Raw genomic sequence first — 14,256 nt, 5'->3', positions numbered from 1 at the left:
GAGCCGCGGGGCTCCGGGGGCGGGTCCTGACCGGCCGTGGCCGCCGCGAGCGGCAGCGCCGCGGCGAGCGCGATCGTACTGGTGAGCGCGATCAGGCGGAGGCGGGAACCGCGCGGCTGCTGCTGATGCATGGGAGGGGCACACCTGCGAATCACTGGGGAGAAAGCGGAGGATGACGAACATATCGAAGGAAACGGGCCCTGGACGCCGTCCATCAGCCCGTTTCCCCGGCAAGTCCGCCAGCTCCAACCCGTACGAGTGAAACCGGTGTCGGCGCTTCCCTCAGTACGTCAGCTTGCTGCCCGAGTCCGGAGTGGCCGCGCTCTCCTCGATCAGGACGTCCAGCAGGCTCTCCACCCGCGGCAGCCAGGGCGGACCGCTCTCGTCGCCGGGCTGCCGCTCCCAGCGCACCTTGCCCGCTCCGGTCTGCGAGGGCGGCAGCGCGATATAGCCGCCGCCCCCATGGAAGCGCAGCGAGCTGGGCACCCAGTCCTGCGCGTAGAGCAACTCGCCGAGCTCCGGCAGGTCGTACGGCGCGACCAGGAAGGAGAACCGGGTGGGCGTGGCCACGACAGGGCCGAGCCGCACGCCGGTCCTGTCGAACGTCGCCAGGGCGCGCGCGCCCGCGACGGCGGGCAGGCTCACCGCACAGGGCGCACGCCCGCCCGTGGCCAGGACCAGGGGGGCACCGGGGCGCTTCGTCCACCACCAGCGGACCATCGTCTCGTCGGTGGAGGCCGCGAGCAGCACCGGCTCGAAGGGATGAGCACCCGGGACCGCACAGTCCGGATCCGGGCAGGAGCAGCCCGCGACGGCCGCCTTGCCTGACACCTTGCCCAGCGCGGGCGCGCCGGGCACTACGGGCCACCGCCACTGCGTGGCGCACAGGAGCGCCGCGCTCCGCAGCGATGACCGATGGGGATACCTCCGAGAAGTCCCCCACAGCCTCCGGCCCGAAAGCTGCTCCCAGGCCCTGATGAAGCGTCGCCTTCCGAGGATCTCGCGCATGAGCGCTCGTTCCTTTCCGTAAACGCCAACTGACTGTCTCGTCGGAGATCTAGCCCTGCACAGATCTAGCCCTGCACACTCGGTGGATCTTTCGTGACTGCGCGTATCGGACAGCGCATCATGCCGCGGGTCGAGCGTGGAACGTGGCGGGGGGTGGCGCACGCCTGGCGCTCGCTCGTACTGCTACCTGTGCCGGTACCGCTCGCACGGCGGCTGTCCTGTGCCGCGCCTGGTGCTGTGGCGCGCTCCCGCCAGGGTACGGGTGAGATGCGCGCACTGACTGCTTGGACGCTATGGCTCCCCTACTGGGTTCCGTACCCGCAGCAGCGGTGCCAACGCGCTGCTGGATGGCTTCAGTCGACAGTAGTATGCACGCTTAGAGGGTTGTTTTTCGCCAATCTCTGCCAACCCCGGCCTGCCCCCGTGAATCCGGCCTCGCCACGCGGGCACCATCGGCCCCGGCGATACAGTGCTGGACATCCCGTCAACAGTGTGTGTACATGTAGTGCCATTGATAGCGGAGCAGCATGACATGGGGGTTTGCGATGCTATTGAGAGAGTTCCGCCACGCTCAAAGCCGCCGCCCATGACAGCCCCGCGACCGTCGAAAGTGGCTGGAATCAAACCGTCGTTTTCCCCACCGCCGCAGACTCCGCGACCCGATGCGGCGGATTCGGAGGAGGCCGCGGCCACCGAATCCGGCAGCACGGCGGGCGGGGCACCGGGCCGGGAACGCGAGCGGCGCGGGCGGCAGCGGGACCGGGACCGGGAGCGGCACCGGGAACGCCGTAACCAGGAACGCAGGAGCCAGGAACAGCTGTCCGACCTCACGGCGCTGCACGCTCTCACCACCGAGCTCGCCCGCACCGACACCCTCGACGGCGCCCTGCACGAGATCCTCCGCGCCGGGGCCGCACTGCTCGGCACCCACCGCGGCCTGATCGCCCTCGAACCCACGGCGACCACCGGCACGGCACCCGAACGCACGATCGGCCTCGGCCTGGCCCACGCCGATCTCGGCCAGATCGAGACGGTGCCCCGCAGCTCCGCCGCGTACGCCCGGATCCTGGACGGCACCGCCGACCTGGAGGACCCGTCCGGCGGCCGGCCGACGGCCCCGCCCGGGGCGCCCGGAGCTGCGCCGTCCGGAGCAGTGCCGTCCGGAGCGGCGCCCTCGGGCGGTACGCGCGCGGCGGACGGGACGGGAGAGCCCAGCGGGACGACGGCCGGCACCCCCGACGCGCCCGGGACCGCACCCGGCACCGCACCCGGCACCGCACCCCGCGCCGCGACCGGCGCCGCGAGCGGGATCGTCTGCCCGGACATCGCCACCGCCGAGGAGCTCGACCCCCGGCACCGCGAGGTCGCCGCCCGGATCGGCTACGCCGCCAGCTACGCCGTCCCCCTCAGCACCGCGGACGGCACCCGGCTCGGCGCCGCCGTCTGGCTCTACGACGAGCCCACCGAGCCCAGCACCCGGCAGCGCCAGCAGCTCGCGCGCTATCTCCAGCAGGCCACCGAGCACACCGCGCGCCTGGCCGACCTCGCGCGCGCCCGCGCCGAACTGACGGCGCTCCGCGAGGAGCTGCTGCCCAGCACGCTGCCCCGGGTCCCCGGCGTCCGGCTCGCCGTCCGGCACCGCACCGGGCCGCGGGGCGGCGGTGACTGGTACGACGCGCTGCCGCTGCCCGACGGCGCGCTCGGGCTGGCCGTGGGCGGGGTCACCGGCGGCGGGCCCACAGCCGTCGCCGGGATGGGCCGGCTGCGCGCCGCCCTGCGCGCGTACGCCGCCATGGAGGGCGAGGACCCGGTCGCCGTGCTGTCGGACCTGGAGCTGCTGCTGCGGCTCACCGAGCCGTCCTGCTCGGCGACCGCGCTGTTCGCGTACGCCGAGCCGGGCACCCGCCGGGTGCTGATCGCCGGGGCGGGGCACTGTCCGCCGCTGATCGTGGGCCCGGAGCGGGTGGAGCCCGTGGAGACGACGCTGTCCGCGCCGCTGGGCATGCTCTCCTGCTGGGAGGCGCCGAGCGCCACGGTGACCCTGCGCGCGGGCGAAACGCTCCTCTGCTACAGCGACGGGCTGCTGCACCGCACCGGCGACCCGATGGACCAGGCGTTCACCCGGCTGCACGGCGCGGCGGCGAACGCGCCCCGCGAGGTGCGCGACGACCCGGACGCGCTGGCCGAGCACGTGCTGCGCACCGTGCTGCCCGGACCGCTGGCCGACCAGCCGGACCACCCCGAGGACGTCGTCCTGCTCGCCGCCCGCTTCTGAGGGTTGCCCGGCAGGCAAAGGCCAAAGGTCACACCCGCATGCCCCTGGACCCGCACCGTCCCGGCCATACGATGGAAGGCGGTCATATACGTCCATGAGGAGGCACACGTGGCAGACACCGCTGACGCCGCCGGCACTGCCGGCGGTGCTGATGAGCAGCCCGTCAAGCAGCGGAAGAACGGACTGTACGCGGGCGTCTCCGACGAACTTGCCGCGAACATGAAGTCGGGCTGGGCGGACACCGAGCAGCACGACCTGGCTCCGATACCGCAGGCTGCCCGGACGGCTGAGCGCCGCGCCCGGCTCTCCGCGCGCTTCCCCGGCGAGCGCCTCGTCGTCCCCGCGGGCAACCTCAAGACGCGCTCCAACGACACCGAGTACCCCTTCAGGGCCTCCGTCGAGTACGCGTATCTGACCGGCGACCAGACCGAGGACGGCGTCCTGGTCATGGAGCCCGAGGGCGCGACGGGCCACACCGCCACCCTGTACCTGCTCCCCCGCTCCAGCCGCGAGAACGGCGAGTTCTGGCTGGACGCCCAGGGCGAGCTGTGGGTCGGCCGCCGGCACAGCCTCGCCGAGAGCGAGCAGCGGTACGGAGTGCCCTGCGCGGACGTCCGCGAGGCCGCGGCGAAGCTGCGCGCGGCCGGCGGCCCGGTCCGGGTGGTGCGCGGCTACGACACGCAGGTCGAGGCGGCGCTCACCGACAAGGTGACCGCCGAGCGCGACGAGGAACTGCGTGTCTTCCTCTCCGAGCTGCGGCTGGTCAAGGACGCGTTCGAGGTGGACGAGCTGCAGAAGGCCGTCGACTCCACGGTGCGCGGCTTCGAGGACGTCGTCCGCGTGCTGGACAAGGCGGAGGCCACCAGCGAGCGCTACATCGAGGGCACCTTCTTCCTCCGCGCCCGCGTGGAGGGCAACGACGTGGGCTACGGCTCCATCTGCGCCGCCGGCCCGCACGCCACCACGCTGCACTGGGTGCGCAACGACGGCCCGGTCACCTCCGGCGAGCTGCTCCTGCTGGACGCCGGCGTGGAGACCCACACCCTCTACACCGCGGACGTCACCCGCACCCTCCCTGTCAACGGCCGCTTCGCCCCGCTGCAGCGCCAGATCTACGACGCGGTGTACGAGGCGCAGGAGGCCGGGATCGCCGCCGTCCGGCCGGGCGGCAAGTACCTCGACTTCCACGAGGCCGCACAGCGGGTGCTCGCCACCAAGCTGGTCGAGTGGGGCCTCGTCGAGGGTCCCGTGGACCGGGTGCTGGAGCTCGGCCTGCAGCGCCGCTTCACCCTGCACGGCACCGGCCACATGCTCGGCATGGATGTGCACGACTGCGCGGTGGCCCGCCGTGAGACCTACGCCGACGGCACGCTGGAGCCCGGTATGTGCCTGACGGTCGAGCCCGGCCTGTACTTCCAGCCGGACGACCTGACGGTGCCCGAGGAGTACCGCGGCATCGGTGTCCGTATCGAGGACGACATCCTGGTCACCGAGGACGGCAACCGGAACCTGTCCGCCGCGCTGCCCCGGACCGCCGAGGACGTCGAGCGCTGGATGGCCGAACTGAAGGGCTGACCGCATGAGACCGAGCGCGCCGTAGGCGCCGTACGCACGAACGCACCAGGAAGAGAGCACGCCTTGGTATCCCGGGTCCGCACCGGACTGCTGTCCGCGTTCCCCTTTCTCGCCATGGGGTGCGTCACCGTCATCGACCTGGTGGCGGGACCGGGAATCGGGCTGCTTCCGATGATGGCCCTGGGGCCCGCCTTCGCGGGGCTCATCGGCGGGATGGGGCGTACCGCGTTCATCGGCGCGCTGTCCGTGGCGCTCACCCTCGCGCTGAGCGGGTACAACGGGCTGCTGGGCGAGCGGCGCGGGGACACCACGCTGGTGTCGGTCAGCGGCGTCGCCGTGGCCTCGCTGCTGGCCACCGGGATGCGGCAGCGCCGCGAGGCGGAGCTGGCGAGCGTCCGGTCCATCGCGGAGGCCGCACAGCGGGTGCTGCTGCGCCCGGTGCCGCGCGGCGCGGGGCGGCTGCGTGTCGCCGTCTCCTACACCTCGGCGGTGGCGGAGGCCCGCATCGGCGGCGACCTGTACGAGGTGGTGACCTCCCCGCACGGCGTGCGGATCATCGTGGGGGACGTCCAGGGCAAGGGCCTGGAGGCGGTGGAGTCGGCCGCCGTGGTGCTCGGCGCGTTCCGCGAGGCGGCGTACGACGAGCCCGACCTGGTGGCCGTGGGGGAGCGGCTGGAGCGGGCGCTGGACCGGCATCTGCTGGGCGAGAAGTTCGTCACCGCCGTGCTCGCCGAGGTGCGCGAGAGCGAGGGCCGGGACCGGGCCGTGCTGCTCAACTACGGCCACCCCGCCCCGCTCGTCATCCGGTACGGCGGCGAAGTGCGCTTCGCCGAACCGCCCGAGCGCTCCCTCCCGCTGGGCCTGGGGCTGCACGGATCAGAGCCCCCGCGGCCGCACGAAGTGCCCTTCGCCCCCGGCGACCAGGTGCTCTTCTACACGGACGGCGTCACGGAGGCGCGGGACAGCGCCAACATCTTCTATCCGCTGGACGAGCGCGCGCACCTGCTCAAGGACAGCGATCCGGAGGGCGCGCTGGAGTCGGTGCGGCAGGACATCGAGGAGCATGTGCGCTCGCCGCTGCACGACGACGCGGCGATGCTGCTCCTCCGCTACCGGGAGGGCGGCGAGACGGCCGTCTCCGAGGCTCCCGGCACCTCCCTGGCCTCCGGTGCCCCCGAGGCCGTCTCAGGAGGCTGACGGCAGCGCCAGGCCGTCCGGAACGCCGTCCGGGACGCCGCGCCGCAGCACCTTGTCGAAGCTGACGACGGCGCCTCCGCTGTCCGGCCGGTTGCGGAACCGCACGTGGTCGGCGAGCGCCTCGATCAGGAAGAGCCCCCGCCCGCTCTCCGCCTCGTGGCACTCCCCGGGCGCGGCGTCCCCGCACCCCTCGGCGTCGGCGTCGGCGGGGAACCCGGGGCCGGAGTCGGCCACCTCGATCCGGCAGCGGTCGCCGTCCAGGTACGCCGTCACGCAGTACGCGCCCCGGCCGTGCTCCACGGCGTTCGCGCACGCCTCGGACAGCGCGAGCGACAGCTCGTAGGACGTGTCCGGGTCAGCGCCTGCCGCCTCCATCGCCCCCAGCAGCAGCCGTCGCGCGAGCGGCACACTGGCGGCTTCGCGCCGCAGCCGGAGAGACCACCACAAACTGCTCATGTCACCCTCCACCCGGCTCGACAGGGCCTGGCCACACGGGATACGTATTGCCTCGCACGAACCGTGCTACGCGGCCGCGCCGGGATGCCGCCCGTACGGCGGACGCGCAGGACGCCGCCCGTGTGCAAGGACCCGGCGTCCGGCGGATCCCCGGCGCGGTGCCGTCCTCCCGGGGCCGGGGCGGCCGGCCAGGGGGCCGACCGGGGCGGCCCCGGGGGGCCGAGCGGCCGCGGCCCGGTGAGAGAATGCTCCGGCCATGACTGCCAGCGCGGATCTGAGACTGCTGCGGGCCGCGGTGTTCGCCGCGGTCTGCGTCGCGCTCTCCGCCGCCGGGCACGCCGTCGCGGCCGGCACGTCCGTACCGGCCGTCTCGCTGGCGCTCGGTTTCGCCGCCGTCCTGGCCGTCGCGTACCCGCTGGCCGGACGGGAGCGGTCGCTGCCGGGCATCGCCGCCGTGCTGGCCGGCGCGCAGTTCGCCCTGCACACGCTGTTCGCGTGCGCGCAGCAGTTCGTCGCCCCGGGCGCCCGTCCGCACGGCGGATCCGGGGGCGTCCAGGCGCTGGCCCAGTCGCTGCTGTGCCACAACGGTGCCGAGCCGCTGAGCGACGCGCAGGCGCACCGGGTGGTCAGCCAGGCGGGACTGTCCGCGGGGGACGCCGTGCGGCAGGGAGCCGAGGGAGCCGTCGGACAGGGCGGACACGCGCCCTGGGGGGCCGCCTCCGCCGCGCCCGGGTTCCCCGACTCACCGCTCGACTGCCTGCGCGACGCGGCGCGCGCCGCGCTCGGGCTGCTCGACGCCCCCATGCTGATCGGCCATCTGCTCGCGGCGCTGGTGCTCGGCTGGCTGCTGCGCAGGGGCGAGGCGGCGCTGTGGCGGCTCATCCGGCTCTCCGCCGAGCTGGCCGTCGGCGCCGGCGCCGACGCCGGCGACATGGTGGCCGCACGCGCGCTGCGAGCGGCCCTCGCGTACGTACGGGCGCTGCACGCCGGGCTGCGGCCGCACGCACCCGTCCGTGTCCGCTTCGGGAGGGCGCGGGACGAGAGCGCTCCCCCGTCGCCCACGCTCCGGCACTCCGTGTGCCGACGGGGCCCGCCGACGACAGGAGCGGATTCGCTCACCCTCGCGGCCTGACGCACGCGCCGCGCGCCCTTCGTCCGAGAGGCGGCGCCTTCCGTGCGGGGCCGCTGTGCGCGCACGCCCAGGGGCCGTGCGCCACGTCGGACCTGTCCTGTCACTCCGCCCTGTCTCCACAGGGCGCGGCACTCCACGAGGAGCGCACTTCATGAGAACCGCACACCGCCGTGCTGCCGTCGTCGGCACCCTCGCCGCCGGCTCCGTCCTGCTGCTGGCCGTCCCGGCCTCGGCACACGTCACCGTCGACCCGGACGAGGCGCCCAAGGGCGGCTACGCCACGGTCAACTTCAAGGTGCCCAACGAGCAGGACGACGCCTCGACCGTCAAGCTCGAAGTGACCTTCCCCACCGACCATCCGCTCGCCTCGGTCATGCCGCAGCCGGTGCCCGGCTGGGACATCAAGGTCACCAAGTCCAAGCTGGACAAGCCGATCACCATGCACGGCCAGAAGATCACCGAGGCCGTCTCCAAGGTCACCTGGAGCGGCGGAAAGGTGAACCCGGGTCAGTTCCAGCAGTTCCCCGTCTCCATGGGGCAGCTGCCCGAGAAGGGCGGCCGGCTCGTCTTCAAGGCCCTGCAGACCTACGACAACAAGGACGTCGTACGGTGGATCGAGGAGCCGCAGAAGGGCGCGGCGGAGCCCGAGAACCCGGCTCCCGTCCTCAAGCTCACCGCGGCCGGCTCCGGCCACGGCGACGGGGAGGACGGCGACGGCAAGGCCGTCAGCACCGCCTCCAAGGACTCCGGCTCAGGCTCCGATGACAGCTCCGACACCACCGCACGGGTGCTCGGAGCCGTCGGTATCGCTGTCGGCGCCGCGGGTGTGGCGTTCGGCGCTCTCGCGGGCCGCCGCCGGTCCGCCCGATCCTGACCCCGGCGGCGCGGCCCGGCGGGCCGCGCCGCCCGTACCCATGGGAAAGCACTATGCGCAAGAGCTCCACTGTCACCGCGGCCGCCGCGTTCGCCGCCGCTGCCGCCCTCACCCTCAGCGCGTGCGGCTCGGACGGCGACTCGGACAGCAAGGCGGGAGCGACGAAGCCCGCCACCTTCGAGAAGCAGAAGAAGGGCGGCTCCGTCCTGGACACGCCGTTCGAGAAGCCCGACCTGACGCTCACGGACACGCACGGCAAGAAGTACGACATGATCGAGAAGACCAAGGGCCACCCGACGCTGCTCTACTTCGGCTACACCAACTGCCCGGACATCTGCCCGCTGACGATGAGCAACATCGCGGTGGCGAAGTCCAAGCTGCCCAAGAAGGTGCAGCAGGACCTGCGGGTCGTCTTCATCACCTCCGACCCCAAGCGGGACACCCCGAAGCAGCTCGGCACGTGGCTGCGCGGCCAGGACCCGTCCTTCATCGGGCTGACGGGTGACTTCGACACCATCCAGGCGGGCGCCCGCAGTGTCGGCGTCGCGATCGAGCCCTCGTACAAGAAGAAGAACGGCGACATCGTCTCCACGCACGGGGCGCAGCTTCTCGCGTTCTCCCCCAAGGACGACAAGGCGCACGTCCTCTACACCGAGCGCAACACCACACCGGAGGTCCTGGAGAAGGAACTGCCGAAGATCGCCAAGGGAGAGACCCCGTGAACCGCCGCAGCACCCTTGTGACCACCGCCACCGGACTCGGCGCCGCCCTGGCGCTCGTCCTCACCGGCTGCTCCTCCGACTCCGACTCCGGCTCCGACGCCGGGTCGGACGCCAAGAAGGCCAACGCCGAGGCGAAGGACTCCCCCCGGCTGACGGTGCGGGGCGCCTACGTGCCGCAGCCCGTGAACGGCAAGATGGCCGGCGGTTTCCTCACCGTCCGCAACTCCGGCGGCACGGCCGACAAGCTCACGTCGGTCAGCAGCGACATCGCGGGAGACGTGACGATGCACAAGACGGTCAAGCAGCAGATGCAGTCCGTCGCATCCTTCACCGTGCCCGCCGAGGGCTCGCTGAAGCTCGCGCGGGGCGGCAACCACCTGATGCTGATGGACCTCAAGCGGAAGCCGGCCGAGGGCGACACGGTGACCTTCGTGCTGCACTTCACCAAGTCCGGTCCGATCACAGTGAAGGCGCCCGTCAAAGCGATGAACTACGCACCCGGGCAGTGACGTTCATGGTCCGTACGGCCCGTCCCGCCGCCGGCGCGCTGCTGGCCGCGCTGCTCGGCACGCTGTGCGTGCTGGGCGGCGCCTCGCCGGCCGCCGCGCATGCGGCGCTGACCGGCAGCAGCCCGGCCGAGGGGTCGGTGGTGAGCAGCGCGCCCCGGCAGGTCACCCTCACCTTCTCGGAGGGGGTGACCATGTCGGACGGCTCGCTGCGCGTGCTCGACCCGCACGGCAAGCGCGTGGACACCGGCGCCGTGCGGGACGTCGGAAAGGGCGGCGCCGTGCGGCGGGCCACCGCCTTGAAGCCGGGCCTCGCCGACGGTACGTACACCGTCGCCTGGCAGGCCGTCTCCGCCGACAGCCACCCGGTCTCGGGCGCCTTCACGTTCTCCGTCGGCCACCCGTCCAAGACCACCGCCACGGCCCCCGGCCAGGGCGGGGAGGCGGGCGGCGGCACGGTCGGCACGCTCTATGACACGGCGCGCTATGCGGCTTATGCCGGGTTCATCCTGCTGGTCGGCGGTGCGGCTTTCGTACTCGTCTGCTGGCCGCGCGCCGCCGGGGCCCGGACGGTGCAGCGGGTGACCGTCGCCGGCTGGACGACCCTGCTCGCCGCGACGCTGGCGCTGCTGCTGCTGCGCGCCCCGTACACCGGCTCCGGGCGGCTGGCCGACGTTCTCGACCTCGGCGGGCTCCGGGACGCCGTGGGCACCAGACCGGGCACGGCACTCGTCGCCCGGCTGCTGCTGCTCGCGGCGGCGGCGCTGTTCGTGTCCGTGCTGTTCGGCGCGTACGCGCGGCGGCGCGCGGAGGGCGACGCACGGGCCGCACGCGACCTGCGCGCCGGACTGGCCATGGGCGGCACCGCGGTCGCCGTGGGACTGGCTTCCACCTGGGCCATGGCCGAGCACGCCTCCACCGGCATCCAGCCGGGCCTGGCCGTTCCCGTGGACGTCGTCCACCTGCTGGCCGTCGCCCTGTGGCTGGGCGGACTGGCGGCGCTGCTGACGACTCTGCGCTGGGGACCGCCACCGCCCCGCTCCGCCGTGCGCCGCTTCTCCGGGACAGCGCTCGGCTGTGTCACCGCGCTGGCGGCGACGGGGCTGTACCAGTCCTGGCGGCAGGTCGGCTCCTGGAGCGCGCTCGGCGGCACCCGGTACGGGCAGCTACTGATCGCCAAGATCGCGCTGGTCGCCCTCCTGGTGGGCCTCGGCTGGTTCTCCCGGCGGTGGACGGCGCGGCTGTCGGAGCTCCCGGACCACGACGTCCCGGACAGCGGCGACGTCCCGTCGACGGGAGGGGGCGTCCTGTCGACGGGAGAGCGGGCGCCCGCAGAGGAGACGACGGCACGGGAGCCCTCGGAGCCCACAGGCCCCGGGGAGGGCGCCGAGAGGGGCCCACAGGGCTCCGTACCCGACCCGGTGCGCGCCGCGCAGCTCGCCCGGCAGCAGGCCGCCGTCACCGCGGCCCGGCGCCGGCGGGAGCGGGACGCCGACACCGAGCGCGGCGGGCTGCGCCGCTCGGTGCTGGCGGAGGCCGCCGTCGCCGTCGTCGTCCTGGCCGTCACCACGGTCCTCACCAGCACGGAGCCGGGGCGCACCGAGGAGGAGGCAGCGGCGGCCGGGCCCGCGAAGGCCACGGACAGCGGGCCGGCGCCGAGCGGCCCGGTCCGCCTCACCATCCCCTTCGACACCGGGGGTCCGAACGGCAAGGGAACGGCGAAGCTCCGTGTCTCCCCCGGCCGCGGCGGCACCGGCAACACGCTGGAACTGCGCACCACAGCGCCGGGCGGCGCACCGCTCGACGCACGCGAGGTGAAGGTCGCGCTGTCCCTGCCCGCCGAGGACCTGGGGCCGCTGCCCGTACGGCCCAGGGCCGTGCAGGGCGAGAAGGGGCACTGGCGGGCCACCGGAGTGCGGTTCCCGATGCCGGGCACCTGGCGGTTCGCGCTGACCGTCCGTACCTCGGACATCGACCAGATCACCGAGTCCAAGACCGCGAAGATCGGCTGAACCATGACGCACCAGGCATCTGACGACAAGGACAAGGACACGAAGCGGAAGAGCGGCCAGAGGAACGGCCAGGAGCAGGGCCGGGGGGCGGCGAGCAGGGGGACGCGCACGGCTGACGCCCCCGCAGCCGACGCCCCCGCGGCGGGCGTCAGCCGGCGTCGCCTGCTGGGCACCGCCGCGGTCACCGGTGCGGCCGGACTGGCGCTCGGCGGCGCGGGCGGCGCGTACGCCGGCGCCGCCACCCGCGACGACCCGCCCACCGCGCTCAGCACGCTGGGCTCCGGCCAGGTGCCGTTCCACGGTGTGCACCAGGCGGGCATCGCCACGCCCGCCCAGGCGCACGCCCATCTGGCCGCCTTCGACCTCGCCGCCGGCGCAGGGCGCAAGGAGGCCACCGCGCTGCTGCGCCGCTGGTCGCACACGGCGCGGCGGCTGATGGCGGGCGAGCCCGCCGAGGGCGCGCCGCGGGACACCGGTGTCGCGCTGGACGCAGGGCCGTCCTCGCTCACCGTCACCTTCGGCTTCGGCCGTACGTTCTTCGGCCGTACGGGGCTGCACAAGCAGTTGCCCGCCGAGCTGGCGCCGCTGCCCGACTTCTCCTCCGACGCCCTGGACAAGGAACGCTCGGACGGCGACCTGTGGATCCAGATCGGCGCCCAGGACGCACTGGTCGCCTTCCACGCACTGCGCGCGCTCCAGCGCGAGGCGTGGAAGGCGGCCACCCTGCGCTGGCAGATGACCGGCTTCAACCGCTCGCCCGGTGCCACCGCGCGCCCCATGACGGCGCGCAATCTGATGGGCCAGGTGGACGGCACCAACAATCCCGACCCGGCCGTCGCGGCGGACCGGAAGAAAATCTTCGTCCCGGAGAACGGCTCGCCGTCCTGGATGGCGGGAGGTTCGTACGCGGTCGTACGGCGCATCCGGATGCTGCTCGACAAGTGGGACAAGGAGTCGCTGGCCGCGCAGGAGAAGGTGATCGGACGGCGCAAGTCGGACGGCGCGCCGCTGTCGGGAGGGAGCGAGCACACCAAGCCCGACCTGGAGAAGCGCTCCGGGGGTTCGGTCGCCATCGCGGCCGACGCGCACATCAGGGTGTCGGCGCCGGAGACGAACGGCGGGGCGGCCATGCTGCGCCGCCCGTTCTCCTACCACGACGGGTTCCGGGAGGACGGCGCCCCGGACGCGGGTCTGCTGTTCGTCGCCTGGCAGGCGGACCCGCTGCGGGGCTTCGTCACGGTGCAGCGGAAGCTGGACCGGGGGGACGCGCTGTCGGCGTTCATCCGGCACGAGGCGAGCGCGCTGTTCGCCGTGCCGGGCGGGCCGCGCGAGGGCGAGTACGTGGGGCAGCGGCTGCTCGAAACCTGAGATCGCGGGGCCGTACGGCCCGGTGCGCGTTTACCGTGTCCGCATGCCACCAGCGAGCCGCTATACCTATCTGGGTCCCGAGGGGACCTTCACCGAAGCCGCCCTGCACACCCTCCCCGAAGCCGCCACCCGCGAGCTGACACCCATGGTGTCGGTGCCCACCGCGCTGGACGCGGTGCGCAGCGGGGAGGCGCAGGCCGCGTTCGTGCCGATCGAGAACTCGGTGGAGGGCGGGGTGACCGCGACCCTCGACGAGCTGGCCGCCGGCAGCCCGCTGATGATCTACCGGGAGGTGCTGCTGCCCATCACCTTCGCCCTGCTCGTCCGGCCCGGGACGCCGCTCGGCGACGTCAAGACGGTGACCGGTCACCCGGTCGCACAGCCGCAGGTCCGCAAGTGGCTGGGGGCGAACCTGCCCGACGCGCTGTGGGAGTCGGCCGCCTCGAACGCCGACGGCGCCCGGCTGGTGCAGGAGGGGCGGTACGACGCGGCGTTCGCCGGCGAGTTCGCGGCCGCGCCGTACGGGCTCGAACCGCTGGTCACGGACATCCACGACGCGGAGAACGCGGTGACGCGGTTCGTGCTGGTGGGCCGCCCGGCGCGGCCCGCCGCGCCGACCGGCGCCGACAAGACCTCAGTGGTGTTCTGGCTGCGCACGGACCATCCGGGTGCGCTGCTGGAGGTGCTCCAGGAGTTCGCCGCGCGGGGCGTGAACATGATGCGCATCGAGTCGCGGCCGACCGGCGAGGGCATCGGCCGGTACTGCTTCTCGATCGACTGCGAGGGCCATGTGCAGGACCGCAGGGTGGGCGACGTGCTGATGGGCTTGAAGCGCGCGTGCCGCGAGGTGCGCTTCCTCGGCTCGTATCCGCGAGCCGACGCCCAGCAGCCGACGCTGCGGGAGGGCACCACGGACGAGGACTTCGTGACTGCCGCCGATTGGCTGACGCGGTGCCTGGACGGCCGGAGCTGACGCGCTCTGTGAGTTATCCACAGGCTGCTGCCCGGCGCTGTGGACAAGTCGACAGACAAAGCGGACTCTGTCGACAAAGCAGCATGCAGACCACATCTCCGTCCACAGCACTCCTCCCTGCCCTCGTCACCACAATTCCCTTGATCAACTCTTTGGAG

12 protein-coding genes are annotated in these 14,256 nt (G+C 73.4%); 10 read left to right on the top strand and 2 right to left on the bottom strand.

Annotated elements, in window-relative coordinates; genetic code table 11:
• Positions 1-282: 282 nt before the first annotated feature.
• Positions 283-1,008 carry a bifunctional DNA primase/polymerase gene (locus G5C65_RS04145; RefSeq protein WP_165297216.1) on the bottom strand — a complete coding sequence of 242 codons (726 nt, stop codon included), beginning with the start codon at positions 1,006-1,008 and terminating at the stop codon, positions 283-285.
• Positions 1,009-1,594: 586 nt separating this feature from the next.
• Here G5C65_RS04145 and G5C65_RS04140 point away from each other — a divergent pair.
• From G5C65_RS04140 to G5C65_RS04130, 3 genes are all read left to right on the top strand, one after another.
• Positions 1,595-3,283: a PP2C family protein-serine/threonine phosphatase gene (locus G5C65_RS04140; RefSeq protein WP_165297215.1), complete on the top strand. Its 1,689-nt coding sequence runs from the start codon at positions 1,595-1,597 to the stop codon at positions 3,281-3,283.
• A gap of 108 nt (positions 3,284-3,391) precedes the next feature.
• Positions 3,392-4,858: an aminopeptidase P N-terminal domain-containing protein gene (locus G5C65_RS04135; protein ID WP_165297214.1), complete on the top strand. Its 1,467-nt coding sequence runs from the start codon at positions 3,392-3,394 to the stop codon at positions 4,856-4,858.
• A gap of 114 nt (positions 4,859-4,972) precedes the next feature.
• Positions 4,973-6,055 carry a PP2C family protein-serine/threonine phosphatase gene (locus tag G5C65_RS04130; protein ID WP_165297219.1) on the top strand — a complete coding sequence of 361 codons (1,083 nt, stop codon included), beginning with the start codon at positions 4,973-4,975 and terminating at the stop codon, positions 6,053-6,055.
• Here the strand turns inward: G5C65_RS04130 and G5C65_RS04125 are convergent.
• Positions 6,044-6,511 (bottom strand): ATP-binding protein, encoded by a 468-nt coding sequence (locus tag G5C65_RS04125; RefSeq protein ID WP_165297213.1) that lies wholly within the window; start codon positions 6,509-6,511, stop codon positions 6,044-6,046. The two genes, G5C65_RS04130 and G5C65_RS04125, sit on opposite strands and share 12 nt — an antisense overlap.
• Before the next feature lie 256 nt (positions 6,512-6,767).
• Between G5C65_RS04125 and G5C65_RS04120 the strand changes: the two genes are divergently transcribed.
• The 7 genes from G5C65_RS04120 to pheA all read left to right on the top strand — a co-directional run bounded on the left by G5C65_RS04120 (position 6,768) and on the right by pheA (position 14,098).
• Positions 6,768-7,643: a hypothetical protein gene (locus G5C65_RS04120; RefSeq protein WP_165297212.1), complete on the top strand. Its 876-nt coding sequence runs from the start codon at positions 6,768-6,770 to the stop codon at positions 7,641-7,643.
• Positions 7,644-7,794: 151 nt separating this feature from the next.
• Positions 7,795-8,517, top strand: a complete 723-nt coding sequence (locus G5C65_RS04115) for a YcnI family copper-binding membrane protein (protein WP_165297211.1) — start codon at positions 7,795-7,797, stop codon at positions 8,515-8,517.
• 53 nt (positions 8,518-8,570) lie between these two features.
• On the top strand, positions 8,571-9,239 hold the full coding sequence (locus tag G5C65_RS04110; protein WP_165297210.1) for an SCO family protein: 669 nt from the start codon (positions 8,571-8,573) through the stop codon (positions 9,237-9,239).
• A complete protein-coding gene (locus G5C65_RS04105) occupies positions 9,236-9,748 on the top strand; it encodes a copper chaperone PCu(A)C domain-containing protein (protein WP_165297209.1) in 513 nt (170 codons plus the stop codon). The genes G5C65_RS04110 and G5C65_RS04105 overlap by 4 nt, the downstream gene beginning before the upstream one ends.
• Positions 9,749-9,753: 5 nt before the next feature.
• On the top strand, positions 9,754-11,757 hold the full coding sequence (locus G5C65_RS04100) for a copper resistance CopC/CopD family protein (protein ID WP_165297218.1): 2,004 nt from the start codon (positions 9,754-9,756) through the stop codon (positions 11,755-11,757).
• A 3-nt stretch (positions 11,758-11,760) separates the two neighbouring features.
• Complete coding sequence (efeB, locus tag G5C65_RS04095) at positions 11,761-13,125, top strand: iron uptake transporter deferrochelatase/peroxidase subunit (RefSeq protein WP_165297208.1); 1,365 nt, start codon at positions 11,761-11,763, stop codon at positions 13,123-13,125.
• Positions 13,126-13,168: 43 nt separating this feature from the next.
• Positions 13,169-14,098, top strand: coding sequence for a prephenate dehydratase (gene pheA / locus G5C65_RS04090; protein WP_165297207.1), 930 nt, complete (start codon positions 13,169-13,171; stop codon positions 14,096-14,098).
• The last annotated feature ends 158 nt before the right edge of the window (positions 14,099-14,256 follow it).

The organism is Streptomyces boncukensis, assembly GCF_011045075.1.
Taxonomy (GTDB): Bacteria; Actinomycetota; Actinomycetes; order Streptomycetales; family Streptomycetaceae; genus Streptomyces; species Streptomyces boncukensis.
Note: the sequence above shows the minus strand (reverse complement) of the source record. Positions and strands in the feature narration are given on the sequence as shown.